The organism is Actinomadura violacea, from assembly GCF_017573465.1.
Classification (GTDB): Bacteria; Actinomycetota; Actinomycetes; order Streptosporangiales; family Streptosporangiaceae; genus Spirillospora; species Spirillospora violacea.
Window position 1 is genome coordinate 380246 of the sequence record NZ_JAGEPF010000005.1, and the last position, 26969, is coordinate 407214.

Below are 26969 nucleotides of genomic sequence, written 5' to 3' on the forward strand. Positions count from 1 at the left end.
TCAGGAGGAGCGCGATGGCGGGACGGGAACGGGACGGCGGGAAGCAGCGGCTTCCGGCGGGCTGGAAGCTGGTCTACGGGGTGAACGACCGGCTCGGGTCGACCACCTTCCTGCGCACCAACCTGGGCAAGGCGTTCCCGAAGCACTGGTCGTTCCTGCTCGGCGAGATCGCGCTCTACTCCTTCATCGTCCTCATCCTCACCGGCGTCTACCTCACGCTGTTCTTCCGGCCGAGCGGCATGACGGTCCTGTACGACGGCTCCTACACCCAGCTGCGCGGCGTGAAGATGAGCGAGGCGTACGCGTCGACGCTGAACCTGTCGTTCGACGTGCGCGGCGGGCTGCTGATGCGGCAGATCCACCACTGGGCCGCGAACGTCTTCCTCGCGGCGATCTGCGTCCACCTGCTGCGGATCTTCTTCACCGGCGCGTTCCGCAAGCCGCGCGAGATCAACTGGCTGATCGGGGTCACCCTGTTCGCGCTGTCGGTGCTGGAGGGGTTCGCCGGCTACTCCCTGCCGGACGACCTGCTGTCGGGCACCGGGCTGCGCATCGCCGAGGGCATCGTGCTGTCGATCCCCGTCATCGGCACCTACCTCACCCTCTGGATGTTCGGCGGGCAGTTCCCCGCCAGCGAGAGCTTCATCCCGCGACTGTTCACCGTGCACATCCTGCTGATCCCCGGCATCCTGCTCGCGCTCATCACCGCGCACCTGATGATCCTCTGGCACCAGACGCACACGCAGTGGCCCGGCAAGGGCCGCCGCGAGCAGGCCGTGCAGGGCGAGCCGACGTTCCCGAGCTTCATGGCGCAGAGTGGCGCGTATTTCCTCTACACCTTCGGAATCCTCGCCGGGCTCGCGACGTTCGCGCAGATCAACCCGGTCTGGCTGTACGGCCCGTACGACCCGGACGAGGTGTCGTTCGGCTCGCAGCCCGACTGGTACATCGCGTTCCTCGAAGGCTCGCTGCGCATCATGGGCCGGATCTCGACGGACGTCGCCGGGCACACCATCAGCTGGAACGTGCTGCTGCCGGCCGTCGTGCTGCCGATGGTGTTCTTCGGCTCCATCGCCCTGTACCCGTTCTTCGAGCGATGGGCGACCGGGGACGAACGCATCCACCACCTGCTCGACCGGCCGCGGAACGCCGCGACCAGGACCGCGATCGGCGCCGCCGTCATCGCCTGGTACGGCAACCTGTGGGCGGCCGGCGGCAACGACATCCTGTCCAACGCCTTCAAGATCCCGCTGTTCTGGACGACCTGGTTCTTCCGCGTCGGCTTCTTCGTCTTCCCGGTGCTCGCGTTCATCGTCGCCCGCCGCGTCTGCCTCAGCCTGCAACGCCGCGACCTGCAGAAACGCGATGAGGGTGTGGAGAGCGGGCTGATCTCGCTGACCCCGGACGGCGGCTACACCGAGCGGCACGAGCGGTCCGCGCCGGAGGCGGCCGCCATCCTGCAGACCCGGCAGCCCCGAGAGCTGGTCGCGGCCTACCCGCACCACATCATCCCGCTGCCGACGCCCGGCCGCGTCCGCACGCAGGTCCGGACCCGCACCAACCGGTTCTACCTCAACTACCAGACCGAGTCCCACGGCGGCGGGCAGGGCGACCTCAAGCGCGAGGGCGCCGTGGAGAAGGAGAAGAAGGAGACCTCCTAGCGCCCCGAGAACCTCAAGCCGGAGCCCGGCGCACCTTGCGGTGCGCCGGGCTCCGTCGTCGGTTCCGGGGCTCTCAGGCGGGGGGCTGCGGGAGGGCCGGCTCGGACTCCTGCGGGGGCTCCTTCGGCGGGTAGCGCAGGTCGAACGCCGGACGGAAGGAACGGATCCGCGGCATCGTCTCGAAGTTGTGGCGGGGCGGCGGGCAGGAGGTCGCCCACTCCAGCGAGCCGCCGTAGCCCCACGGGTCGTCCACGCCGACGGGCACGCCGCGCTTGTGCGTCCGGTAGATGTTCCACAGGAACGCGAAAGTGGACGCCCCCAAGATGAAAGCGCCGATCGACGACACGAGGTTCAGCGTCGCGAACTGCTTCGGGTAATCGGCGATGCGGCGCGGCATGCCTTCGGCGCCGAGCCAGTGCTGGACGAGGAACGTCGTGTGGAACCCGACGAACAGCGACCAGAAATGGATCTTTCCCCAGGTCTCGTTAAGCTTCTTCCCGGTCATCTTCGGCCACCAGAAGTAGAAGCCGCCGAACATCGCGAACACGACCGTGCCGAACAGCACGTAATGGAAATGGGCGACGACGAAATAGGAGTCGGTGAGGTGGAAGTCCATCGGCGGGGAAGCGAGGATCACGCCGGTGAGCCCGCCGAACAGGAACGTCACCAGAAACCCGATCGCCCACAGCATCGGCGTCTCGAAGGTGAGCTGTCCCTTCCACAGGGTGCCGATCCAGTTGAAGAACTTGATACCGGTCGGCACCGCGATCATGAAGGAGGTCATGGAGAAGAACGGCAGCAGGACCTGGCCCGTGGCGAACATGTGGTGCGCCCAGACGGTCATCGACAACCCGGTGATCGCGATCGTCGCGCACACCATGCCGAGGTAGCCGAAGACGGGTTTGCGCGCGAACACCGGGATGATCTCGGTGACGATGCCGAAGAACGGCAGCGCCACGATGTAGACCTCCGGATGGCCGAAGAACCAGAAGAGGTGCTGCCACAGCAGCGCACCGCCCGTCGCGCCGTCGAAGATGTGCGCGCCGAACTTGCGATCGGCCTCCAGCGCGAACAGTGCCGCGGTCAGCACCGGGAACGCGATCAGCACCATCACGCTGGTCAGCAGCGCGTTCCAGGTGAAGATCGGCAGCCGGAACATCACCATGCCGGGCGCCCGCATCGCGATGATCGTCGTCATCAGGTTCACCGACGTGAAGATCGTCCCGAATCCGGAGACGATCAGGCCCATCACCCACATGTCGGCGCCGAGTCCCGGCGAATACGTCGACGAGGACAGCGGCGAATAGGAGAACCAGCCGAACGCCGCCGCGCCGCCCGGCATCAGGAATCCCGCCAGCACCATGATGGCGCCGAACAGGAACAGGTAGTAACTGAGCGTGTTCAGCCGCGGGAACGCCACGTCCGGAGCGCCGATCTGCAGCGGCACGATCACGTTGGCGAACCCCGCGAACAGCGGCGTCGCGAACAGCAGCAGCATGATCGTGCCGTGAATGGTGAACAGCTGGTTGTACTGCAGGTGGTCCATCACCTGCATGCCGGGCTGCATGAGCTCGGCCCGCATGAGCATCGCCATCAGGCCGGCGATCAGGAACATCGCGAACGAGGTCCCGAGATACAGGTAGCCGACCATCTTGTGGTCGGTCGTCGCGAGAATGTCGCCGACCCTGGTCCCCTTGCGGTGGCGCGCCAGTGCGTCCGCCGTACTGGTGTCCGGCGTGCCCTGCACAGCCGTCATCCGGGCTCCCCTCCTCGTCCACTACCAACGCTTGGTAATGACCGAGGAAAAACCCCTCAAACGCGCGCCCGCGCCACGTGCGGGCGGGCGCGCCCGCGCGGGTGGTGAGCGCGGGCACGCGGTGGCGGGTGAACGCGCGCGGGTGGTTCGTCAGGGGTGCCAGTGGGGGGTGTCGTCGCCGCGGAGCTCGTCCTGGACGGGCGGGCGCTCGGTGTCGCGCATGTGCTCGGCGAGGCCCTGCTTGTTGTGGTGGCGCCGCTGGTAGGCCTGCTCGGCCGCGGTGCGGCCCGGGTCGGGGTCGACGGGCAGCGACCGCAGCACCTCCGCCGCGCTGCCGTAGGTGCCGAGCGGCAGCGACGACAGCGCCCGCTCCTCCTCGCTCAGCGGGCGCTCGGCGTGCGCGTGCTCGACGATCCGCTCCTTGCTGGCCGGGAACGCCAGGTCGCCCAGCAGCTCCTCGACCCGCCTCGTGTCGGCGATCTTCATGGTGTGCTCCCCCCTGTCGCGGCCGGCCGTCATCCGGCGACCTCCAGCGCCACCTTCGTCCAGCCGGGCTCGCGCCGGTCGAACGCCTCGTAGGCGTCGATGACCCCGGGCAGGCGCGCCTGCTGGGTGAGGATGGTGGTCGGGTCGGCGCCGCCCTTGGCGATGCGGCTGAGCAGCCCCGGCACGTACCGGCGGTGGTTGCAGTTGCCCGCCTTGACGGTCAGGTTCCGGTTCATCGCGAGGCCCAGCGGGAAGCTGGTGAAGTGCGGCGGGTACACCCCGACGATCCCGATGGTGCCGGCCTTGGCGACCATGTCCACCGCCCAGCGCAGCGCCTCGCCGGGCGCGTCGCCGGGGCGCCACCGGACGCCGTCCTGGCCGGTGCGCGGCGCGGCCTGCGCCTGCTCGCGCTCGAACTCGCGCCGGTCCTCCTTGGTGATCGCCTCGGCGGCGGGGCCGCTCGCCGGGCTCTCGGCGTCCACGCCGACCGCGTCGATCACCCGGTCCGCACCGATGCCGCCGGTCATCTCCCGCACGACCGCGACCGGGTCCTCGGTGTTGAAGTCGACGGTCTCGGCGTTCTGCAGCCGGGCCGTCTCCAGCCGGTCGGCGTGCCCGTCCACGACGAACACCCGGCCGGCGCCCTGGATCCGCGCCGACAGCACGGCGAGCTGCCCGACCGGCCCGGCGCCGAGCACCGCGACGGTGTCACCGGGGCCGACCTCGGCGAGCCGCGCGCCGAACCAGCCGGTCGGCAGGATGTCGCTGACCATCAGCGCCTGCTCGTCGGTGACGCCGGGCGGGATCGCGACGAGGTTGGTGTGCGCGTACGGGACGCGCGCGTACTCGGCCTGCAGGCCGTCGAACGGGCCGGTCGAGCGCGGGCCGCCGTAGAACGACGACCCGGCGGACGGGCCGTTCGGGTTGGCGACGTCGCACTGGGCGTAGTAGCCGGCGCGGCAGTACGAGCACCGGCCGCAGCCGATCGTGGACGGGATGACGACGCGGTCGCCGGGCACGAAGTTGCGGACGTCCCGGCCGACCTCCTCGACGACGCCGACGGCCTCGTGGCCGAGGACCGTGCCCGGTTCCATGCCGGGCATCGTGCCCCGGACGAAGTGCAGGTCCGTCCCGCAGATCGCGCTGGCGGTGATCCGGACGACCGCGTCCTCGGGGTCGCGGACGGCCGGGTCGGGCACCTCGTCCAGGCTGATCTCGCCGACGTCGTGCCAGACCACTGCCCTCATGGCTCTGCTCCTCCCCTCGCGGGACCCGTCCTTCCCGCCCTTCCCGCAGGTCACCGGACAAACATGGACATTGCAGACACCTGGCGTACCTCGTGCCCGGGGCGCACCGGATAATGGTGTGCCGCACACCGCGATCAGTTCAGGAGACGGCCATGACACGCCCATCCCGGCCCGCGCGGGCCCGCCGGTGAGCGCCCCGCGCGCCGGCGCGTCCCAGGAGGTGCTCGGGCCGCTGACCGGCTCGGCGATCTTCCTGGTGGTGACCGTCGACCCCGGCGGCGAGCCGGTGGTCGCCGAGCTGCTGCCCGACCTCGCCGGCCTCGTCCGCGCGGTCGGCTTCCGGGTGCCGGGCGGCGGGCTGACCTGCGTCACCGGCATCGGCTCGGACGCCTGGGACCGGCTGTTCTCCGGCCCGCGCCCCGCAGAGCTGCACCCGTTCACCGAGCTGAACGGCGACGTGCACACCGCGCCCGCGACCCCCGGCGACCTGCTGTTCCACATCCGCGCGCACCAGATGGACCTCTGCTTCGAGCTGGCCGCCCAGATCATGGAGCGGCTCGCGGGCGCCGTCACCGTGCAGGACGAGGTGCACGGCTTCCGCTACTTCGAGCAGCGCGACCTGCTCGGCTTCGTCGACGGCACCGAGAACCCGACCGGCGAGGGCGCCCGCGCCGCCGTCGTCATCGGCGCCGAGGACCCGGCGTTCGCCGGCGGCAGCTACGTGATCGTCCAGAAGTACCTGCACGACATGCGGGCGTGGAACGCGCTCACCGTCGAGCAGCAGGAGGACGCGGTCGGCCGCCGCAAGCTGTCCGACATCGAGATCCCGGACGGGATGAAGGCGCCCGGCGCGCACGTCGCGCTCACCTCGATCACCGGTCCGAACGGCGAGGAGCGCGAGATCCTGCGCGACAACATGCCGTTCGGGAACCTGCGGGACGGCGAGTTCGGCACCTACTTCATCGGCTACTCCGCCACCCCGGACGTCACCGAGGAGATGCTGCGGAACATGTTCCTCGGCGACCCGCCCGGCGTGCACGACCGGCTGCTCGACGTCTCGACCGCCGTCACCGGGACCCTGTTCCACGTCCCCGCGGCCGACTTTCTCGACGACCCGCCCCCGCTTCCCAGCGACGACGGATCCCTGGGCATCGGCGACCTGAAGAGGAGCGCACCTTGAACAACCTGCACCGCGAACTGGCACCGATCTCCGCCGCCGCGTGGGACGACCTGGAGGCGGAGATCCGCCGCACCGTCACCCGCAACCTCGCCGGGCGGCGGCTGGTGGACGTGCCGGAGCCCGGCGGCGTGGCGCTCGCGGCCGTCACCACCGGGCACCTCGACCCGGTCGACGCGCCCGCCGACGGCGTGCAGGCGCACGTGCGGCGCGCCCGCCCGCTGGTGGAGCTGCGGGTGCCGTTCACCGTGGACCGGCGGGACGTCGACGACGTGGAGCGCGGCGCGAAGGACCCGGACTGGCAGCCCGCCAAGGACGCCGCCCGGCTGATCGCCCGCGCCGAGGACCGCGCGATCTTCGAGGGGTACGCCGCGGCGGGCATCGAGGGGCTGCGCGCCGCGTCCGCCAACCCGGCGATCGCGCTGCCGGAGGAGCCGCGCGAGTACCCGAACGCCGTCGCGCAGGCCGTCACGGCGCTGCGGCTGGCCGGGGTGGACGGCCCGTACTCGCTGGCGCTCAGCGCGGACGCCTACACGGCGGTGAACGAGACGTCCGACCACGGCTACCCGATCCACGAGCACCTCGCCCGGCTGGTCAGCGGCGACATCGTCTGGGCGCCCGCGATCTCCGGCGCGTTCCTGCTGTCCACGCGGGGCGGCGACTTCGAGTTGCGCGTCGGCCAGGACCTGTCGGTCGGCTACGAGTCGCACGACGCGACGAGCGTCCGGCTGTACCTGCAGGAGACGTTCACGTTCCTGACCTACACCTCGGAGGCCGTGGTCGCGCTGGGCTGACGGCCGGCGGGCGCGGGGCCGCACGATCGCACGCGCGCGCCCCGCGCGCACCCACCATCCCGCGCCCGCGCGCCGCCGCACAATGTGCCATGGATTCGCGGCCCATGACTCAATGGACCACGAATAACCGCGCCAGCGCTTGTGAGTACGATGAGGAGATCGACCGCCGACTCGAAGAGACGGGCATGGCTGACTTCCGAATCGACGACCTGGCGCGCGCGGCCGGCACCACCGTCCGGCACGTGCGCGGCTTCCAGGAGCGCGGCCTGCTCCCGCCGCCCCGGATGAAGGGCCGGGTCGGCTTCTACGACGACACCCATCTCGCGCGCATCCACCTCATCACCCGGCTCAAGGACCGCGGCTACACGCTGGCCAGCATCGGCGAGATGCTGTCGGCGTGGGAGCGCGGCCACAACCTGGCCGACCTGCTCGGCCTGGAGCGGGTCATCCACGACCCGTGGTCGGACGAGGAGCCCGCCCGGATGACGCTCGCGCAGGTCGTGCGGCGGTTCTACCCGCAGGTCCCGGAAGAGGCGCTCGAGGGCCGCACGCCCGCCGACTTCCCCCGGCTCCGCCGCGCCGAGCAGCTGGAGTTCATCCGCTGGACGGGCGAGGGCTACGAGGTGCCGAGCCCGCGGCTGCTCGAGGTCGGCGCGGGGCTCGTCGAGGCCGGCATCGAGCTGGACGCGGTCCTCGAGATCGCCGGCCGGCTGCGCGGCGACGTGGACGCCATCGCCCGCCAGTTCGTCCGGCTGACGGTCGAGCACGCCGGGCTGGACGCCCGCCTCGCCGACCGGGACATCCGCGAGGTCGGCGAGGTGATCCAGCGGCTGCGGCCGATCGGCATGCAGGCGGTGCAGGGGCTGCTGGCCCGTGCGCTGCACGCCGAGATCCAGGCCGAGTTCATCCGGCAGATCGAGACCATCGGCCCCACTCCCCCGGCCCCGGACGCCGCCGCGGCCGCCGGTGCGAACGGGAAGGCCGCGCCCGACCTGCCCGTCTGACCCGGCCCTCCCGCGCGTGCGGCCCCGCACCCGGAGACCGGGACGGGGCCGGATCGGCGGCGGGGACCGGTCAGTAGTCGAACCAGCCCGGCAGCTTGGCGCCGAACATCATGTCGCCGGCCAGCTTGATCTGGCCGGTCATGAAGCCCTGCACGCCGTTCAGCCGGCCCGCGCACAGCCGCAGCAGCGTCGGCACCGACAGCGTGAGCGTCACCTTCGGGCCGGCCGGCGCGCCGCGCTCGCCGATGGCGGCGCCGTCGCGGATCGACAGGCCGTAGGACAGCGTGCCGCCGGGCGCGGTGACGTCCCAGCGGATCACGCCGGCGTCGTTCCCGGCGCGCTCGGCGACGAAGTGCTCGCCCATCAGGCCGAACACCTTGTCCAGGACGCCCTCCGCGCCGACGGCGTCGACGAATCCGTCGATCATCGCGTCGTCCACGCCGGGCGTGTCCAGCAGTTCGCGGAGCTGGTCGGGCGAGGCGACGTCCTCCAGCAACGCCTTCAGCTGTTCGGTGTCCCCGAGGTCGGGCACGGTGCTGCTCATCGGATTTCCCTCCGGTCGGTGCGGCGCGTTCTCCGGTCCGAGGATTCCAGGATCGCGGCGGCCGGATAACTGCACCGGTGACGAAATCGCGATGGGCGGCACTCACCTATTCAAAGGTTTATGCGGGGGCGCTCGCGAGGCCGTTCAGAAACCAGTCGGGCTGCCCGTCGGGACGGGTCGTCGCGAGCCAGAGACGCAGCGCCATCAGCAGTTCGACGTGCAGGGACGGGTCGTGGATCTCGGCGCCGAACAATTCGTCGAGTTTGCGCATCCGGAGCCGGACGGTCTGCGGATGGACGCGCAGCCGGACCGCCGCCGCGGAGGCGTTGAATCCGCATTCCAGTACCGCCTGGAGCGTCCGCGCATACTGCGTGCGGCGATTCTGCCGGATATTCAGCAGCGGGTTCAGCCGGCGCCGCGCGGAATGCTCGACGAGGTCGCGGTGGCGCAGCACCACGAGGGTCGGCGCGTGGTCGGCGGCGATGACCGGGCCCCGGCCGGGCGGGTCCCCGGGCGGCTCACCGTCGAGGGCGGCGCCGAGCGTGCCGTCCAGGGCCAGCGCGAGCGCCTGCCGCGCCCACGCCAGCGAGCGGGCGAGCGCGGCCGGTTCGACGGCGGGGCCGACGGCCGCCGCCAGGCCGCCGAGGAGCGGTTCCAGGGTCAGGCGGTGCGCCGGGTCGCGCGGGTCGGGGACGATCAGGCACGGCTCGGCGAGGTGCCGGCCGTCGAGCACCTGCGGCGGGAGCGCGCGCGGGCGGGGCGGCTCGGCGCCGGGGGCCAGCGCGACGGCGGCGGCGCGGCGCGGCAGCGGCCAGCCCGCCTCCCGCGCCAGGCCGGCGATCCGCCGGGGCTCGGTCGCGGGGCGGGCGAGCAGCGCGTCCAGCAGCGCGCGGCGGCGGCGCAGCAGCAGCACGGCGGGGTCGCGGGCGGCCTCGGCGCGGCCCTGCGCGACCGCCACCGTCAGCGCGTTCAGCAGCGGGAAGAGCGCGGAGACGACCTGCCCGTACAGGCCGGACGGCACCTCGGCGTCCAGCGCGTCGGCGACCCGGGACAGGTGCCGGACGACGACGCGGGTCGCGACGTTCGCGGCGTTCTGCAGGGCGCTCGCGGCGCGGCCCTCCTGCACCTCGGCGGCGCCGATGCGGCGGAAGAGGGCGAGGAGGTCGTCCGGCGGCGGGCCTGGCCGGGCGACGAGGTCGGCGAACGCGCCGAGCGTGCATCCGGCGGCGAGCTCCAGCGCGTCCCGGCAGGCCGGGGCGGCGTACTCGACGACGTCGCGCCGCACCTCCTCGACCGTCTCCGCCACGATCGCGGGGACGGCTGCGCGCAGCGCGGCCGCGAGGGCGGCACGCACCTCGTCGTCAGGCACGTCGGGCGCATCGGGGCCGGGCCGTCCGGTTTCGGGGCCGCAGTCCGGTTCGGTGGCGTGGCCGGGAGCCCTCATCGCGCGCGTCCCCTCCCGACGGCCATCGCCCCGCGAGGCACCGTATCGTCGATCTATGTACCGCAAATTAACGGAACAAGCGTGTACGGCTCATGGAAGGAATGTCAAGACACACGGACCACAGAAGTATGTCCCGCAAGTTTACGGGATGGTCGTCCCGGCGATCCCGCGTCACACCGCGAGTTCGGCGACGACACGGGCCACCGCCCGGGCGGCCGCCATGACAGTACGGCGCCCCGGCGATGTCCAAGTCCAGTCTGGATGAGCGTCTGATAGGCGAGCCCGTATCTTCGCGGGTGATCCCGTCCCCCGGGTCCGGACGATCAGCCGGTGCCGACCGCGTGCAGCCGCGCCACCGCCTTCCGCTCCGCGTCAGGCCGGGACGGCCGGACCGGGACGGGGCACGGGTACGGCGCGCCCGCCCGGTCGGCGGCGGTCCCGAACGGCGGCCCCGCCGGGCGCCCGGCGGCCAGCGCTTCCAGCCGGTGCAGGAAGATCCCCTCGCGCAGCGCCCACGGGCACACGTCGAGCCGGTCGAGCGAGAGGACGTCCATGACCGCCTCGGCGACGATGGCCCCGGCGAGGATCTGGTGCGCCCGCGACCGCTTCACCCCGCGCAGCTTCGCGCGCTCCTCGTCCGGCAGCTTCGCCAGCTCCGGGATCCGGCCGTGCAGGTCCGCGCGGGCGAGGGTGCGCGGTGCGTACGGCCCGGCCTTCGCCTTCGGCGCGCCGCACAGCCGGGCGAGCTGCGTGAACGTCTTGGACGTCGCGACCGCCCGGACCGGCGCGGGCCGCTCGGCGAGCCCCGTGGTCGCCTCGTCCAGCACGGACCGGACGTGCGCGCGCAGCGCCTTGCGGGTGCGCTTGCGGACGGGCGGGCGGCTGGGCAGGTGATGCCGGGTGAGCCGGCCCGCGCCGAGCGGGAGCGACAGCGCGATCTCCGGTTCGTCCCCGGCGCCGTAGGCCAGCTCCATGGACCCGCCGCCGATGTCGGCGAGCAGCAGCGGCCCCGCCGACCAGCCGTACCAGCGCCGCACGGCGAGGAACGTCAGCCGCGCCTCCTGCTCGCCGGACAGGAACCCCAGCTCGACGCCGGTGGCGGCGCGCACCTCGGCGGCGACGTCGTCGCGGTTGGCGGCGTCGCGCAGCGCGGACGTGGCGAGCGGCAGCAGCTCGCCCACCCCGGCGGCGGACGCGGCGGCGGACGCCTCCCGGACCGCGCCGATGAGCCGGCCGACGGCGGGACGGCCGATCACGCCGTGCCGGTCGGTCGACTCGGCCAGCCGCACGGCGCTCTTCACCGACCGCACCGGCAGGGGCGGCTCCCCGGGGGCGAGGTCAGCGATCCGCAGGTGGGCCGAGTTGGAGCCGATGTCGAGGACGCCCAGGCGCAGGCGCGCCGCATCGGCCGGGGTGTCCGGAAGCGCGCGGCTCTCAGAGAGGTGGGCCATGGCCGTGGATTACCCGGAATTTACCCGTCCAGTCGGAGGCGCGCGGCGCCGACGTTTCGCGCCGGGGCGCCGGGTAGTGCCGCCCTAGACCCGCTCTAGGAGGAACACGATGAAAGCGCTCACCTGGCACGGCAAGCGCGACGTCCGCGTCGAGGACGTGCCCGACCCGACGATCAAGGAACCGGACGACGCGGTCATCCGGGTGACCTCGTCCGGGATCTGCGGCTCCGACCTGCACCTGTACGAGGTGCTCGGGCCGTTCATGAGCGAGGGCGACGTGCTGGGCCACGAGCCGATCGGGATCGTCGAGGAGACCGGCCCGGACGTGAAGCACGTGAAGCCGGGCGACCGGGTGGTGATCCCGTTCAACATCTCCTGCGGACGCTGCCACATGTGCGAGAAGCAGCTGTACGCGCAGTGCGAGACGACGCAGGTCCGCGAGAGCAACATGGGTGCGGCGCTGTTCGGCTACACCCGGCTGTACGGGCAGGTGCCGGGCGGGCAGGCGGAGTACCTGCGGGTGCCGCAGGCGCACTTCGGCCCGATCAAGGTGCCGGAGGGGCCGCCGGACGAGCGGTTCGTCTTCCTGTCGGACGTGCTGCCGACGGCGTGGCAGGCGGTGCAGTGGGCGGAGGTCCCCGAGGGCGGCTCGGTGACGGTGCTCGGCCTCGGCCCGATCGGCCAGATGGCGGCGCGGATCGCGCGCCATCTCGGGCACCGGGTCATCGGCGTCGACCTCGTCCCGGAGCGGCTGGAGATGGCGCGCCGGCACGGGATCGAGGTGATCGACGCGGACGCCGCCGACGACGTGCCGGACGCGGTCCGGCAGATCACCGGCGGGCGCGGCACCGACTCGGTGATCGACGCGGTCGGGATGGAGGCGCACGGCTCGCCGGGCGCGAAGCTCGCGCAGACGCTGACCGGGCTGCTGCCCGGCAACAGCGCCGCGCCGCTGATGCAGCGGATGGGCGTGGACCGGCTCGCGGCGTTCCTGACGGCGATCGAGGTGGTCCGCCGGGGCGGGACGATCTCGCTGAGCGGCGTGTACGGCGGGATGACCGACCCGCTGCCGATGCTGCAGATGTTCGACAAGGGGATCACGCTGCGGATGGGCCAGGCGCACGTCAAGCGCTGGATCGACGACATCATGCCGCTGGTGGCGGGCGACGGCGACCCGCTCGGCGTCATGGACCTGACCACGCACCGCGTGCCGCTGGAGAAGGCGCCGCAGGCGTACGAGATGTTCCAGAAGAAGCAGGACGGCGCCATCAAGGTCCTGCTGCAGCCCGGCACGTGACGCGCCGGGCCGCGGCAGGACCCTGGCCGGCTACTCGCCCGCGCGGTGGGTCAGTGCGATGTCGAAGTCGTCGCGGCCGGCGCCGGACAGGTCGAGCGGCACCGCCACGGGCGGGTACCCGGACGCGATGACGGTGTAGTCCTCGGGGGCGAGGCCGTCGAACGCGTAGCCGCCGTCCGGGCCGGTGCGCGCGGTGGCGACGACGTTGCCGGCCTGGTCGACCAGCGACACGTGCGCGTCGCCGAGCGCCTCGCCGCCGCGGCCGCGGACGGTGCCGCGCAGCGCGGGCGCGGCGGGCAGCCCGATCTCGACGGGGGTGGGCTCGCCGCCGTCGACCCGCACGGGGCGGGCGGCGGGGCGGTGCCCGGGCGCGCTCACCGTCAGCGTGTAGCCGCCGGGCGCGAGGTCGGCCAGCGCGAACGCGCCGTCGGCGCCGGTGGCCCCGGAGGCGACGACCTCGCCGCGCTGGTCGGTGGCGACCGCGACGGCGCCGGCGACGGGACGGTCCGCCTCGTCGACGACCGTGCCGGACAGGCCGCCGATGCCGCCGAGCACCAGGTCGGCGTCCGCGGGGGCGTCGAGCACGGTGACGGTCGCGGCCTCGGGCTGGTGGCCCTGCGCCGACCCGACGAGGACGTAGCCGCCGGGCTCGGGCACGGCGATCGCGTAGCCGCCGTCGTCCTCGCTGGCGACCACGCCGAGCTGGCGGCCGGTCGCGTCGATCAGCGTGACGGTGGCGCCGGGGAGCGGCGTACCGTCGGGGCGCAGCACCCGGCCGCGCACCGCCGGACCGCCGACCACGCCGGACGGCACGGCGGGAGCCGCGGCCTCCACCGGAGCAGGGTCCAGAACGTCGGCCGCGACATCGGCGGGGGCGGTGGGCTGCGCCGGGCGCCCGGCGTGCCGCACCGCGCGGCGGCCGGACGGCAGGAACGCCGCGAGCAGCACGCCGATCGCGATGGCGCCGGTCGCGATGACGAACGAGATCCGGAAGCCGGTCATGTCCGGCACCTCCGCCCCGCCGAAGTGGACGGTGTTGCGGGCGAGGACGGTGCCGAGCAGCGCGCTGGACACCGAGGTGCCGATGGAGCGCATCAGCGTGTTGACGCCGTTGGCGGCCCCGCTCTCCGACGGGTCGACGGCGCCGAGGATGAGCGTGGGCAGCGCCGAGTAGGCCAGCCCGATGCCGGCGCCGACGATCGCCGAGACCAGCCCCACCTGCCAGACCGCGTTCATCAGGCCCTGCGCCGCGCCGTAGCCGCCGCCGATCACGATCATGCCGAGGATCAGCGAGGTCTTGGCGCCGAACGCGGCGGAGACGCGCGCCGACAGCGGCGAGACCAGCATCATCGCGATGCCCATCGGCGCCACCGTGAGCCCGGCGACCAGCAGCGACTGCCCGAGGCCGTACCCGGTCGCCTTCGGCAGCTCCAGCAGCTGCGGGAACACCAGCGACATGGCGTAGAACGAGACGCCGACGGTGATCGCGGCGAGGTTGGTGAGCAGTACCTGGCGGCGCGCGGTGGTGCGCAGGTCGATCAGCGGGTCGCGCAGCCGCAGCTCCACCACGCCCCACAGCACGAGGACCGCGACGCCGGCGGCGCCGAGGCCGAGCGTGCGCGGGCTCGTCCAGCCCCAGTCGCCGCCCTTGGTGATCGGCAGCAGCACGGCGAGCAGCCCGACCGTCAGCCCGACCGTCCCGATGATGTCGAAGCGGCCCTGCGCCCGCACCTTGGACTCGGGGACGGCGAACAGCACGAGCACGAACGACACCGCGCCGAGCGCGGCGGCGCCGTAGAAGAGCATGTGCCAGCTGAAGTGCTGGGCGATGTAGGCCGCCACGGGAAGGCCGAGCGCGCCGCCGACGCCGATGGACGAGCTCATGAGCGCGAGCGCCGAGCCGAGCCGCTCGCGGGGCAGCGAGTCGCGCATCAGGCCGATGCCGAGCGGGATCGCGCCCATCGCGAAGCCCTGGATCGCGCGTCCGGCCACCACGAGCAGCAGCTCGGAGCTGACGGCGGCGACCAGCGAGCCGATGACGACGGTGCTGATGCTGACGAGCGTCATCCGCTTCTTGCCGTACAGGTCGCCGAGCCGCCCCATGATCGGGGTGGCGACGGCGCCGGACAGCAGCGTGGCGGTCATCGCCCACGTCGCGTTGGACAGCGAGGTGTGCAGCAGCTGCGGGAGCTGCCCGATGACCGGGATCAGCAGGGTCTGCATGACCGCGACGACGATGCCGGCGAACGCCAGGACGGCGATCAGCAGGCCCGAGCCGCGCTCGGCGGGCATGCCGAGACCGGGTTCGCGGCCGGCGGTCGCGGCGCCGGCGGGGGCGGCCGTGCGCGGATGCTGGGCGGTGGCGGGCTGGGTCACGCTGGTACGCCTCCGGGAGGATGGATCGGTCCGTGCGGCGGGGTGGGCACCGCGCTCCGGGCGGCGGCGCACCCCGTGATCAAGACGTTGAGGGGGCGGTTTCATTCCCGGGCGGGGTTCCGCGACGGAGAATGAGACCAGCATCACTCTCCGCGAAGACCGAAATTTACCGATAGAGGCGAAGGGATGAGAAAAAGGAGTCACGCCGGTCAGGTCGGCGTGCCCCCGGCACGTCCGCCGGAGGGTGATCGCAATAGGCTCGGCGGGATGCCGCCCGGAGCGCCGGCGGCCCGAGCACGCACGACACGACCAGGGACGACACACATGGAGGCAGGCCCGATGCACCCCTTCCGCGCGGCCGTCGAGAAGGGCGACCTCGACGCGGTCACCGGCCTGCTGGCCGAGGACGTGCGGTTCCTCAGCCCGGTGGCGTACGCGCCGTACGAGGGCCGGCCGGTGGTGTCGGCGATCCTGCGCGCCGTCACGCGCGTCTTCGCCGACTTCCGCTACGTCCGGGAGATCGGCGGCGGGCGGGACCACGCGCTGGTGTTCAAGGCGCGCGTCGGCGACCGCGAGGTGCACGGCTGCGACTTCCTCCACCACGACGACGACGGGCTGATCGACGAGTTCTGCGTCATGGTGCGTCCGCTGTCGGGCGCGAAGGCGCTGTCGGAGGCGATGGCGGTGGAGTTCGAGACCGTCAAGCGCGAGATGGGGCTCGCCTGACGCGCGTCATCCGGCGAGGCCCAGTGCGGCGTACCCGGTGAACGTGAGCAGCAGGTGCAGCGCGGGCGCGGCGAACGCCAGTGGCACCGCGCCGGTGAGCCCGAGCGAGGCGGTGTAGGTCCGCTCCCCCGGCCGCATAGAGAACACCGAGGTCACGGGCCCGGACGGCCCCGGACGCCAGCGGACGCTCCGGGTGGAACCGCCGGTCGTATCCGACGTCGCGGACGTCGTCCAGCGCCCGCATCAGCAGCAGGTCGGCGAACACCGTGACGGCCGCGACGGCCGTCCCCGTCCCGGGCCGCCACCGCGTGACGTGCGGGTCGAGCGCGGCGAACAGCCCCGTGACGCCGTACGCCCACGCGCCCGCGAGAAGCAGCGACGGGACGGGCGGGCAGCTCCCCGAGACGAACCGTCCGACGCGCCGGAACCAGCCGGTCACCGCCGCGGCCCGCACCGCCAGGTGACGGGAAGCTCCCAGACGCCGCGCACGAACATCCGCTCGCGCCGGCGCAGCCGCGCCGGGTCGACGGCGAGGTCGAGACCGTCGAGGCGGCGGAGCAGCGCCGCGACCGCGACCTGCAGCGACATCCGGGCGCGCGGGGCGCCGAGGCACATGTGTCGGCCATGGCCGAAGCCGAGGTGCGGGTTGGGTGCGCGGTCCGGCCGGAACCCGTCGGGGTCCGGGAACGCGTCGGGTCGCGGTTCGCGGCGTCGGTCAGCGGGACGACGACGTCGCCGCGCCGCAGCACCGTCCCGCCGAGGAGCCCGAAGACGGTGATCTCCTCGGCGGTCAGCCGCCCGCCGGGGTCCGCGAGGAGCGCGGTGAGCAGGTCGGAGCCGGGTTCTCCGGCGGCGGCCGCGGCGCGGCGCGCGTTGAGCAGGGCGGAGAAGTAGCCGGACATGCCGGCGCGGGCCGCCTCGACCTCCGCCGCCGCGACGTGCCCGGCCGACATCATCGCGCCGACCCAGGGCAGCAGCCTGGGGAGGCCGCCTGCGGGCACGCCGAGCATGTCGCCGATCAGCGTGCAGGGGAGCGGCGTCGCGAAGCGGGCGAGGAGGTCGGCGGGCGGGCCCGCGGCCACCAAGTCGTCCAGCAGCCGTTCGGCGAGGGCCTCGGCGCGCGGACGGTCCGCTTCGGCGCGGCGGGCGGCGAACCGCGCCTGGACCGCCCGGCGCCTGCGCGTGGGGGTCGGCGGATCGGAGGCGGCCAGGGCCAGGGACGGGCGTCGCGGGCGAACAGCGTGCCGCCGGTCCACGCCTCGCGGCCGAACCGGTCGCCGGCCAGGACGGCGCGGACGTCGGCGTGCCGGGTGACGAGCAGCGCGTCGTGGCCGCCGGGCAGCCGGACGGGCGTCGGCAGCCGCTCGCGCAGCCGCCGCAGGTGGCCGCCGTCCAGCGGGACGCCGGGGCGGTGCGGCAGGGGGAAGTCCGAGGCCGGTCTCCAAGAGGGGAAGGTCAGGCGCTCAGCGGCGGCGGCAGCGACGCCTCCTCGGCGCGGCGTCCGTCGCGTTCGAGGCCGGCGAGCCGCGCCGAGGTGAGGGCGGCGCGGAACAGCTGGATGCCGCGCGCGGAGCTCGGGTCGATGCCGGACAGGTCGCGGATGCGGTCGAGCCGGTAGTGCAGCGTGCGGCGGTGGATCCACAGCTCGCGGGCGGCGCGCTCGCGGTCGAGGTTGCACGCGAGCAGCACCTCCAGGGTCCGGCGCAGGTCGGTGCCGGCGTCCAGCGGGGACAGCACCGCGGTGAGCCGCCCCCGGATGCCGGGCTGGCCGAGGATCGCCAGCTCGACGAGCAGTTCGTCGGCGCGGTAGGGGCGGTCCTCGGCGTCCGGGATCGCCTTGACGACCGTCAGCACCCGGGACGCCTCCTCCAGCGCCTCGGGGATGCCGCCGGGGGCGCCGCGGCAGGACGCGGCGGCGTGCACCCGCTTGCGGGTCCAGGTGGCGAGGACGGCGACGAACTCGGCGGCCAGCACCTCGGCGCGCACCGGGTCCGCGGCCGGGAACAGCGCGACGAGTTCGGCGAGGTCGCCGGAGTGCAGGACCCCGTCGACCGCCTCCAGGTGCTCGCGGGCCCGCGACCAGTGCGCGGCGGCGGACGCGCCGAGGCCGGGCACCTCGCACAGCAGCACCAGGTAGCAGGGGGCGAGCGCGACCCCGGCGGCCTCCGCGATGACCTCGGCGGGCGCGCCGTCGATCAGCGTCTCGGCGAGCAGCCGGCGCAGCGGCCGGGACCGGGCGCCCTCGCGCGGCGCGTCCGCGTACCCCTGGATGCACGCCTCCCGGGCCCGTCCCGCGAGCCGCGCGGCCCGGCCCGTCGCCTCGGCCAGCTCGGTGAAGCACCCGGCGGGCACCGCCGCCCAGCAGGTCCGGGCGGCCGCGGCGAGCGCGACGTCCCACACCTCCGACAGCACCGGCAGCGGGATGCCCTGCCGGGCCGCCATCACGCCGAGGTCGCGGAACCGGGCGAGGTCGCCCGCGGGCAGCGGCGAGCCCGCCGCGGCGAGGGCGAGCAGCCGCGCGGCGGCCTCCTCCCGGCCGCCGAACAGCGGCCCGGCGGTGCGCCGGATCGGCTGGTGCGCCGGGTGCCCGGCGAGCGCGTCGCCGACCGCCGCGGCGACCCGCGGCGCCTGCGCGGCGAGGAAGTCCGGCAGTCCGCCGGCCGAAGTCATGCGGGGTCCTCCTCTCAGGCCACGGCCAGCCGGAGCCCGGGCAGCCGCCCGGCGGTCTCGTCGACGAGGTCGTGCAGCTCCCGGACGAACGCGGGGTCGCCGCCGAGCAGGCCGAGCAGGTCGTGGGCGTGCCCGATGAGCGGCGCGACGGACGCGGCGTAGCCGTCCAGGACGTCGTCGTCGAGCATCCAGGCGGTCAGTTCGGCGCGCGCGCAGGCCGAGTGGCGGGCGCCGGCGTGCAGCGCGAGCGCCTCGCGGCGCCGCCCGGCGGGCAGCGCGGACAGCAGGTGCGCCAGCAGGTACGTGGCGGTGCCGTTGGCGAGGTCCTCGTGCCGTCCCGACGCGAGGTCGCGCTGGTCGTTGACGAGCTGGCGGAGCACGCCGAGGCGCCGGCCGAACGCGCGCCAGCCGCCGGCCCGGTCGTCGCCGGCGTCGGCGAGGCGCGCCGCGGACGCCGCCGCCATCGCGTACGGCGCGCCCGTCTTGCCCGCATAGCCGCGCAGCACCGACGCGGGCGTCGCGGCGGACGGGCGGTCGGTGAGGTCGCGCAGCCGGCCGTCCACCGCGTCCAGCCAGGCCCGCGACACCTCGCCGGCGAGGCCGCAGCGGACGGCGTCGGGCACCGGCAGGTCCGCGACGAGCCGGGCGGGCAGCTGCCCGCCGACCGCCAGCGCGGTCAGCACCCGCTTGGCGACCGCGGTGTCGCCGGCGGGCGGGGCGCCGGGCACGTCGGTGAGGTCGTCCAGGTAGCGGGCCGCCGCCCACCACAGCAGGTGGACGACGGCGAGCGGCCGGGCGGGGGCCGGGTCGCCGGTCTCCGCGCCGTGCACCAGCATCGGCAGCGCGACCATCCCGCGCATGCCGGGCCGCGAGCCCTTGGCCCGGACGGTCTCGAAGAAGTCCACCAGGAACTCCGCCATCGCTCCGCCGACCATCTCGCGGCCCTCGTCCAGGCCCATCGCCAGGCCCTCGGCGAGCCGCTCGCACAGCCGGCCGATCTCCGCCTCGACCTCGGCGGCCGCCCGCTCCTGCGCGGCCTGGCCGAACGCTCCTTCTTCCACGTGCCGACTCCTCCTTGTTCGCGGGGTTCTCGGGCGGTGCCGGGGTCAGCCGGCGGCGCCCGCCGGGGCGCCGAGGATCCGGACCGTGCCGGACCGCCCGTCCAGCTCGATCCAGGCGCCGTCGGGGATGCGGGCGACGGCGCCGCCGACCGCGACCGCGGTCGGCACGCCGAGCAGCCGTCCCGTGACGGCGGTGTGCGAGAGCAGGGTGCCGCGCTCGACGACCGGCCCGGACGCGGCGATCATCAGGGCGAGCCAGCCCGGGTCGGTCTCGCGGGCGACGAGGATGCGGCCCGCGCAGTCGCCGGGCGGGACGCGCGGGTCCAGCACGACCTTGGCGCGGCCGCGGACCGTCCCGCCGCAGGACCCGAGCCCGCGCAGCGTGCCGTCCGCGGCGGCGGCGTCCTGCTCGCCGGGCGGGCACGCGGCGGGCACTGACCAGCGCATCATGCCGAGCAGTACGCGCAGGACGGCGCGTTTGGCCGGGCCGGGGCAGGATTCGCGCAGCCGGCGCCGCGCGCCCGCCGCCTCCCGCGCCTCGGCGGCCCGGCTCGCGGCGGCCGTGGCGCCCTGCCGGACGAGCGGCCGCAGGACCGCGGCGGTCATCCAGGGCCGCTGCCGCGGCGTGGGCTCGTCGAGCTTGAGGTCGTGCACCGCCCGGTCGCCGCAGCGGCGCAGGTAGGCGCGCGCGGACGCGGCGAGGAACGCGCCGTGCCGGCCCGCGGCGACGTCGTCCCAGACGGCCCGCAGGTGCTCCTCGTCGGTGCGTCCGCCGAGGTCATCGGCCAGCAGCGCCGCCTTCAGCGCGGGCGCCCCGGCGGCGCGCTCGGCCAGCACGAGGGCGGCGCGGGCGGCGGCGAGCGACCGGTTCTCCGGCCCGCCGCACAGCAGCCCGGGCAGCACCTCCGGCCCGGCGCCCGCCCAGCGGCGCGGCAGCGCGGTCGCCGCCCGCATGAGCAGCAGGCCGTAGACGCCGTTGGCGAGGGTGACGCCCCAGCGCACGGACGCCTCGGCCCACACCCACCGGTACAGGGTGATCAGCTCGTCCGGGGTGTACTCGGCGAGCGGCCGGGCCGCGGGGCCGCGGACGTCCGCCATCAGCGCGTCCCACCAGCGCAGGAACCGGACGGTGGCGCGGCGGTGCCCGGCGGCGCGCCAGGCGAGCGCGGGCAGCGCGGCGGCGACGCGGGCGCGCGGCCACCGATGCTCCGCGCGCGCCTCCCGCGCGCGCTCCGGCGGGGCGGCCAGCGGGCGCGCCTGGACGAGATGGACGGCGCCGTCCGGCGTGATCGTCCCCTCGATGTCCTGCGGGCACCCGAACAGCACCTCGACGCGGGCGACGAGGTCGGCGACCTCCCCGGCCTGCTCGCCGGTGAGGACGGGCGGGACGCGCAGTTCGTCCGGGACGCGGACGGTCCGCGGGCCTTCGCCGCCGTCCGCCGGCGGGCCGACCATGCGGTCCTTGGTCACGACCTCGGCCTCCACCCGCCCGGTGCCGGGATCGACGAAGAAGTGGTCGACGTCGGCCTTCTCCTGGACGACGCCCTCCCCGATGCCGTGCGCGGCGGCGATGACGTGCCGCCGCGCCCCGTCCCGGGGGTCGCGGGTGAAGGCGACGAACGAGCGGCCCCCCGGCACCATCCGCTGGACGCCGACCGCGACCCGCGCCGCCGCCGGGTCGAGGCCCCGGAACTCCCGGTAGCGGACCGCCTCGGCCTTGAACGCCGACGCCCAGCAGCGCGCCACCGCCTCCAGCAGCCCGTCGCGGCGGACGTACAGGAAGCTGTCGCTCAGCCCGGCGAACGGGTCGCCGGCCGAATCCTCGGCCGCACCGTCCGGGCCGGGGACGGCGAACGCGCGCACGGCGACCGTCCCGCCGCCTGAGCCGGCGCCGCCGCGCGTCAGCTCGTCGAAGCCGGCGAGCAGCCGGGCGGCGAGGGCGCCGTCCGGGACGGCACCGGCGAGCGCCGACGCCGCGAACCCGCACCACTGCGCGCCCGGGACCGCCGAGCGCGGCGGCAGGGCGCCGCTCAGGCCGTCCAGCGCCCGGTCGAACTCCGACGCGGGCACGCAGAAGAACTCCGGAACGGGGAAGCCCGCGTCGCGCAGCGTGTCCAGCCGGGCGAACTGGTGCCCGACCTCGCCCGTGCTCATCGATCCGGCGGGCACGCCGCTCACCACGCCTTCGGCAGCACGCGCGCCCGTCCGGCGGCGTACGGCGGGTAGCCGGGAACGTCCCACAGTGCCCGTTCCTCCACGCGGATCCGCCACGCGACCGCCGCCACGAGCAGCGCGAACGCGGCCGCGCCGAGCGGGGTGAGGAAGAAGCAGGTGAAGGCGAGGTTGGCCAGCAGCATGCCCGCGTACGCCGGGTGCCGGACGGCCCGGTAGACACCGCCGGTCACGACGCGATGGCCGTACTGCCTCATCACGTGATGCGAGTAGAACCGGCCGAGCGTGCGGATCGCGGACCGCCGCAGCGCGGCCCCGGCGACGAAGACCAGAGCGGGGATCGCGGGCCACGGCGACGACGCCGGCCACGGGGACGGCCCGAGCGCGGCGGACGCGACCAGCAGGGCTCTTTCGCGAAGGGGAGTGTTCATGAGGACCGGGTCCGCTCGTAGCGCTCCTGGTCGACGGCGTACGCCTCGTAGGCCAGCGACCCGAGGCCCGCGCCCGTCGAGGCGTCCGCGAGGACGGCCGCGCACCGCGACCGCGGCCCGGGCACCCGCGCGACCGGCCAGCGCAGCAGCAGCGGGACGGACCCGTCCAGCCGGAACGGGACGTCCATCCGCAGCGACACCCACAGCAGGCGCGCGTCCAGCGGCCTGCCGTGCTCGCTGTGCTCCAGCAGCGTCGCGAACTGGCGGCCCGCCTCGACGATCTCCACGGGGGTCCAGGCGTCCCGGTCCCGGCCCGGCGGCCGGAGCACCGCCGCCTCCACCGCGCCGCGCCCGCGCCGCACGGGCTCGCCCACCAGGATGTTCTCCTGGCGGTGCCGGTGCACGAGGTCCGCGGAGGCGTGCCGGGACGGCGGGATCGCGGCGGGCGGCCGGGCCCGGCCCGGCGGCGCGGCCACGCCTGCGGGTTCGACGCATGGGGCGTCGTCGGTGAACGCGATGGAGCCGGCGCACACCTCGCGGCCGCCCTGCCGGGCGGCGACCGTCCAGGCGCGGTTGCGGCCGGGGATGGGACGGCAGGCCAGCGTGGTGCCGCGGTCGAGTTCGCAGAACCGGGTGAAGTCCAGCCCGGCCGCGACCCGGCCGGCCCGCCGTCCGCGCGACCGCGCCGAGTCCGCGCGGACGGCGAGGTCCAGCACGCCGCTGAACAGCAGCATTCCCGGCACGTGGTCGAGGGGGTGGTCGACGTGGAAGGGATCGGACTCGTCGACGACCGGCTCGCGGAATCGTTCAATGACGGACGCGGCCATGCGCCCTCCCTCCATAATCGGCCCCATGCCCTTGCCCGGCGGCCGGCGAAAAAGCCGCCCGGCGCCCTTACCGGAAGCACAGGAATTTCAGCGGGACGGCCGTCATCTTGCTACAGAATTGCGCCCGGATGAACTGCACCCGTGGGCAGTCCGGGCCGTGCGGGTCTTCCCAGACCGGCAAGGCGCGGCCCGCCGGGCGCGCGGCGGGACGGCCGCACTCCGCCCGGAATCCGCATGTCAGGACCCACTTGCAGGGACGGTCGCGACGTCGGCCCGGCCGCGTCCAGCCGGAATGCGGGCGGAATGCGCGCGATTCCCGCGATTCGGGCCCGCGCGTTTTCGCCGCGAGTCGCACAAGATATATTTTCAGATCACGCTTCCCGCATTCCGCCACCCGCCCGCTTTGTGACGTGGCCCACAATTGATTGGCGGAATGCGGCCACACGCGGCGGAGCCCGGCGCGGCGCCCGCTCGAAGCGTGCCACCGCGCCGGGCCCCTGCCGCGGCGCCGGTCCCGTTACGCCGGGACGTGGTCCTTCTGCCGGCGCCAGTGCCGGTGCTCGGCGATCGCCTTGATCAGCTCGGCGCTGAAGTCGCCGCCGGGACCGCGCCCCGTGACGACGCCGGCGTCCTCGACGGTGCCGTTCCCGGAGGTCTTCACCCCGGTGATCCCGGCCCGCTCCAGCAGCGCGACGCCCTCGTCGAGGGCGCCGATCGCCTTGCAGTGCACGAACGCCTCCGCGACGAAGTGCACCGCGTCGCCGTCCTGCGCCAGCGTCCGCACGCTCGCCTCTCCCCCGGGCACCAGCACCGCGTCGTACAGCACGGACGCGACGGTCGGCATCGCGCGGGTCACCGTGACCTGCGCGCCGTTGGCGGCCTGGACGTGCCCGTCCGCGGCGGCGAGCACGTCGCACACCGCGCCCGCCTCGCCCAGCGCGTCGCCGACCGCGCCGACGGCCGCCGAGTCGACCCCGTCGGCGACCAGGATCGCGACCTTGCGGCCCTTGATCGTGTCAGTGGGCTGGTCGTGCTGGCTCAGCGCGGGCGAGGTGCGCCCGTGGTTGGCGGTCGGGGCGTCCGCGGGCGGCTCCACGCCGATGCCCTCGGCGACCCGCACGGCGAGGTCGTGGTCGACGTGGTTGAGCTGCGCGACGACGCCCTCGCGGACGTGCTTGTGGTCGCACTTGCCGAGCTCGAACCGGAACGCGCCGACGATGTGCTCCTTCTCCCAGTCGGCCATGCTGTTCCAGAACAGCGTCGCCTGCGAGTAGTGGTCCTTGAAGCTCTCGCTGCGCTTGCGGATCTTGTCGCCGTCCACGCGCTCCTGGTAGTGGGTGTAGGAGCCGGGGCCGCCGACGGCCGGGCAGCCGCCCGCCAGCGAGTTCTTGTGGTAGCTGACCTGCCCCTGGTGCACCTTCATCTGGTGGTAGCCGTCGCGCTGGTGGTTGCGGACGTCGGCGACGGGCTGGTTCACCGGGATCTGCGGGAAGTTCGGCCCGCCGAGCCGGATCAGCTGGGTGTCCAGGTAGGAGAACAGCCGGGCCTGCAGCAGCGGGTCGTTGGTGAAGTCGATGCCCGGCACGACGTTGCCGATGTGGAAGGCGACCTGCTCGGTCTCGGCGAAGAAGTTGTCGGGGTTGCGGTTCAGCACCATCCGGCCGACCGGCCGCAGCGGCACCTCCTCCTCCGGAATGATCTTGGTGGGGTCGAGCAGGTCGAACCCGAACCGGTGCTCGTCCTCCTCGGCCACCAGCTGCACGCTCAGCTCGTACTCGGGGAAGTCGCCGTCCTCGATGCGGTCCCACAGGTCGCGCCGGTTGAAGTCGGGGTCCTTGCCGGCGATCTTCTGCGTCTCGTCCCAGGCGAGCGAGTGGGTGCCGAGCTTCGGCCGCCAGTGGAACTTCACGAACGTGGCACGGCCCTCGGCGTTGACCAGCCGGAACGTGTGCACGCCGAAGCCCTGCATCATCGCGTAGCTGCGCGGGATCGCCCGGTCCGACATCAGCCACATCATCATGTGCATCGTCTCGGGCTGGAGCTGCACGAAGTCCCACAGCGTGTCGTGCGCCGACTGCGCCTGCGGGATCTCGTTCATCGGCTCGGGCTTCACCGCGTGCACGAAGTCGGGGAACTTGATGCCGTCCTGGATGAAGAAGACCGGCATGTTGTTGCCGACCAGGTCGAAGTTGCCCTGCCCGGTGTAGAACTTCGTGGCGAACCCGCGGACGTCGCGGACGGTGTCGGCCGACCCGCGCGACCCCGCGACGGTCGAGAACCGCACGAACACCGGCGTCGTCAGCGAGGTGTCGCACAGGAACTCGGCGGTGGTGTACTCGGCCAGCGAGTCGGTCAGCGTGAACTGCCCGTACGCGCCGGAACCGCGCGCGTGCACGACCCGCTCGGGGATCCGCTCGTGGTCGAAGTGGGTGATCTTCTCGCGGAGGTGGAAGTCCTCCAGCAGCGACGGGCCCCGCTCGCCCGCCGACAGCGAGTTGTCGGTGTCGTCGACCCGGACGCCCTGGTCGGTGGTCAGCCCGGCCGACCCCTCCGGGCCCACCCGCCGCCGCTCCAGCTGCTCCTGCTTCCGGTCCTCGTGGCCGGCCGGGTTGGCCATGATTCGGCTCCTCGTGGCTGCTCGGTGATCGCACTCCGTGGGGCCGCTACCCGGCGAACCCTCCGCCATGCGCGCTTTGACCGGAACTTGAGCGCGGCCGCCGCGCCGCCCCCGCACGGCCGCCGCCGCGCGCGGGGGCTTGTCAAACCGCTGACAATCACCGGCTCCCGGCGGTGCGGACGGATGAGTGTCGCGGCCCGGCCCGCATGCCTAGGTTGAGACGACCGGGCGTTCGGTCGAGGAGGTGTCGCCATGACGACGGCTTACGAGGACGCGCGCATCGGGTCCCCGGTGCTGGACGGGCTGACGGAGGAGCCGTGGCGGGACGTCCCCGCCGAGGAGGCGCGCTGGATGCGCCCGCGGCTCCCCGCCCTGCTCGGCCCGATGGTGCAGGGCGTGCTGCGGCACGTCCCGGAGTACGACCGTCCCGGCGACACCGCCTACGTCCGCGTGACGGAGGCCGCGGTCGCGCACGCGATGGAGCACTTCGTCCAGATGATCGCCGACCCGGACGCCTCCTGGAAGGAGGTGTACCAGGTCTTCTTCGACGTCGGGTACGGCGAGGCGGTCGAGGGGCGCAGCCTGGAGCACCTGCAGAACGCGATGCGGGTCGCCTCCCGGCTGGCCTGGCGGCACCTGGCGGTCGAGGCGGACCGGCTCGGCCGCCCCCGCGCCCTGGTCAGCCTGCTCGCCGAGGCGAACTTCGCCTACCTGGACGCGCTCGCGTCCGCGGCGGCGCACGGCTACGCGCGGGCCCGGGAGAAGGCCGCCGGGGAGCGCGAGCAGCGCCGCGGCCGGCTGCTGTCGCTGCTGCTGTCGGACCCGGCCGCGCCGCCCGAGGTCGTCGGCGAGCAGTCCGCGCGGGCGGGCTGGCCGCTGCCGCGCCGGCTCGCGGTGATCGTGCTGCGGCCGCGCCCGGGCAGCGGCGGCGAGGGCCCCGCCGGGCTGCCGCCGTCGCTGCTGACCGGGCTGGACCACGGCCGCCCCTGCCTGGTGATGCCGGACCCGGACGGCCCCGGCCGGATGGACGAGCTGACCGCGACGCTGGCCGGCTGGACGGGCGCGGTCGGCCCGTCCGTCCCCGCCGACCAGGCGCGGACGTCGCTGCAGTGGGCGCGGCGCGCCCTCGGCCTCGCGCCCGAGCCGGCCCGGCGCCGCGGGGGCGGCGGCGCCGCGGGGCAGGCGGCCGGCGCGGGCCCGCGGGGTGCGGGGGGCGGCGGGGTGGGGG

The 26969-nt window shown here is 74.3% G+C and carries 22 protein-coding genes; 7 read left to right on the plus strand and 15 right to left on the minus strand.

The annotated features are described in order from the left end of the window. The first annotated feature begins 14 nt into the window (after positions 1–14). Positions 15–1661, plus strand: a complete 1647-nt coding sequence (gene qcrB, locus J4709_RS09625) for a cytochrome bc1 complex cytochrome b subunit (RefSeq protein WP_208239211.1) — start codon at positions 15–17, stop codon at positions 1659–1661. 73 nt (positions 1662–1734) lie between these two features. On the opposite strand, the gene ctaD is transcribed toward qcrB, so the two are convergent. The 3 genes from ctaD to J4709_RS09640 form a co-directional block, all read right to left on the minus strand. Next, positions 1735–3417: an aa3-type cytochrome oxidase subunit I gene (ctaD, locus tag J4709_RS09630; protein WP_208239213.1), complete on the minus strand. Its 1683-nt coding sequence runs from the start codon at positions 3415–3417 to the stop codon at positions 1735–1737. A 150-nt stretch (positions 3418–3567) separates the two neighbouring features. Then, the gene (locus J4709_RS09635; RefSeq protein WP_208239215.1) at positions 3568–3903 is read right to left on the minus strand and encodes a DUF2795 domain-containing protein; all 336 of its coding nucleotides are present in this window, start codon (positions 3901–3903) and stop codon (positions 3568–3570) included. Between the two features lie 29 nt (positions 3904–3932). Next, positions 3933–5150 carry a zinc-dependent alcohol dehydrogenase gene (locus J4709_RS09640; protein ID WP_208239217.1) on the minus strand — a complete coding sequence of 406 codons (1218 nt, stop codon included), beginning with the start codon at positions 5148–5150 and terminating at the stop codon, positions 3933–3935. A gap of 187 nt (positions 5151–5337) precedes the next feature. On the opposite strand from J4709_RS09640, the gene J4709_RS09645 reads away from it, so the two are divergent. The 3 genes from J4709_RS09645 (at position 5338) to J4709_RS09655 (ending at position 8125) form a co-directional block, all read left to right on the plus strand. Next, positions 5338–6330 (plus strand): Dyp-type peroxidase, encoded by a 993-nt coding sequence (locus J4709_RS09645; RefSeq protein WP_307801110.1) that lies wholly within the window; start codon positions 5338–5340, stop codon positions 6328–6330. After that, on the plus strand, positions 6327–7121 hold the full coding sequence (locus J4709_RS09650; protein ID WP_208239221.1) for a family 1 encapsulin nanocompartment shell protein: 795 nt from the start codon (positions 6327–6329) through the stop codon (positions 7119–7121). The genes J4709_RS09645 and J4709_RS09650 overlap by 4 nt, the downstream gene beginning before the upstream one ends. 185 nt (positions 7122–7306) lie before the next feature. Beyond that, entirely contained in the window at positions 7307–8125 is an 819-nt protein-coding gene (locus J4709_RS09655; protein ID WP_208239223.1) for a MerR family transcriptional regulator, read from the plus strand. Positions 8126–8195: 70 nt separating this feature from the next. On the opposite strand, the gene J4709_RS09660 is transcribed toward J4709_RS09655, so the two are convergent. From J4709_RS09660 to J4709_RS09670, 3 genes are all read right to left on the minus strand, one after another. Further along, positions 8196–8669: an SCP2 sterol-binding domain-containing protein gene (locus J4709_RS09660; protein ID WP_208239225.1), complete on the minus strand. Its 474-nt coding sequence runs from the start codon at positions 8667–8669 to the stop codon at positions 8196–8198. Between the two features lie 118 nt (positions 8670–8787). Continuing rightward, entirely contained in the window at positions 8788–10113 is a 1326-nt protein-coding gene (locus J4709_RS09665; RefSeq protein ID WP_208239227.1) for a PucR-like N-terminal domain-containing protein, read from the minus strand. Positions 10114–10436: 323 nt separating this feature from the next. After that, complete coding sequence (locus J4709_RS09670; RefSeq protein WP_232383195.1) at positions 10437–11564, minus strand: Ppx/GppA phosphatase family protein; 1128 nt, start codon at positions 11562–11564, stop codon at positions 10437–10439. 109 nt (positions 11565–11673) lie between these two features. Between J4709_RS09670 and J4709_RS09675 the strand changes: the two genes are divergently transcribed. Continuing rightward, the gene (locus J4709_RS09675; protein WP_208239229.1) at positions 11674–12861 is read left to right on the plus strand and encodes a zinc-dependent alcohol dehydrogenase; all 1188 of its coding nucleotides are present in this window, start codon (positions 11674–11676) and stop codon (positions 12859–12861) included. Between the two features lie 30 nt (positions 12862–12891). Here J4709_RS09675 and J4709_RS09680 read toward each other — a convergent pair whose 3' ends face one another. Continuing rightward, on the minus strand, positions 12892–15237 hold the full coding sequence (locus J4709_RS09680) for an MFS transporter (protein ID WP_208239231.1): 2346 nt from the start codon (positions 15235–15237) through the stop codon (positions 12892–12894). A 339-nt stretch (positions 15238–15576) separates the two neighbouring features. On the opposite strand from J4709_RS09680, the gene J4709_RS09685 reads away from it, so the two are divergent. Next, positions 15577–15963, plus strand: coding sequence for a nuclear transport factor 2 family protein (locus tag J4709_RS09685; protein ID WP_208239233.1), 387 nt, complete (start codon positions 15577–15579; stop codon positions 15961–15963). A gap of 6 nt (positions 15964–15969) precedes the next feature. On the opposite strand, the gene J4709_RS54605 is transcribed toward J4709_RS09685, so the two are convergent. From J4709_RS54605 to J4709_RS09720, 8 genes are all read right to left on the minus strand, one after another. Then, the gene (locus tag J4709_RS54605; protein ID WP_269757120.1) at positions 15970–16101 is read right to left on the minus strand and encodes a hypothetical protein; all 132 of its coding nucleotides are present in this window, start codon (positions 16099–16101) and stop codon (positions 15970–15972) included. Positions 16102–16398: 297 nt separating this feature from the next. Further along, positions 16399–16992, minus strand: a complete 594-nt coding sequence (locus J4709_RS09690) for a cytochrome P450 (protein ID WP_208239338.1) — start codon at positions 16990–16992, stop codon at positions 16399–16401. Positions 16993–17418: 426 nt separating this feature from the next. Next, positions 17419–18633, minus strand: coding sequence for a PucR family transcriptional regulator (locus tag J4709_RS09695; RefSeq protein WP_208239235.1), 1215 nt, complete (start codon positions 18631–18633; stop codon positions 17419–17421). 14 nt (positions 18634–18647) lie between these two features. Next, entirely contained in the window at positions 18648–19694 is a 1047-nt protein-coding gene (locus J4709_RS09700) for an isoprenoid biosynthesis enzyme family protein (RefSeq protein WP_208239237.1), read from the minus strand. Between the two features lie 45 nt (positions 19695–19739). Beyond that, positions 19740–21872 carry a PEP/pyruvate-binding domain-containing protein gene (locus tag J4709_RS09705; protein ID WP_208239246.1) on the minus strand — a complete coding sequence of 711 codons (2133 nt, stop codon included), beginning with the start codon at positions 21870–21872 and terminating at the stop codon, positions 19740–19742. Further along, a complete protein-coding gene (locus J4709_RS09710; protein ID WP_208239248.1) occupies positions 21869–22297 on the minus strand; it encodes a methyltransferase family protein in 429 nt (142 codons plus the stop codon). Before J4709_RS09710 ends, J4709_RS09705 begins: the two co-directional genes overlap by 4 nt. Next, positions 22294–23124, minus strand: a complete 831-nt coding sequence (locus J4709_RS09715; protein ID WP_208239250.1) for an AfsA-related hotdog domain-containing protein — start codon at positions 23122–23124, stop codon at positions 22294–22296. Before J4709_RS09715 ends, J4709_RS09710 begins: the two co-directional genes overlap by 4 nt. A 517-nt stretch (positions 23125–23641) precedes the next feature. Beyond that, entirely contained in the window at positions 23642–25741 is a 2100-nt protein-coding gene (locus J4709_RS09720) for a catalase (RefSeq protein WP_208239252.1), read from the minus strand. Between the two features lie 252 nt (positions 25742–25993). Between J4709_RS09720 and J4709_RS09725 the strand changes: the two genes are divergently transcribed. Then, on the plus strand, positions 25994–26969 hold a 976-nt coding region (locus J4709_RS09725; protein WP_504740134.1), incomplete at its 3' end, for a PucR-like N-terminal domain-containing protein.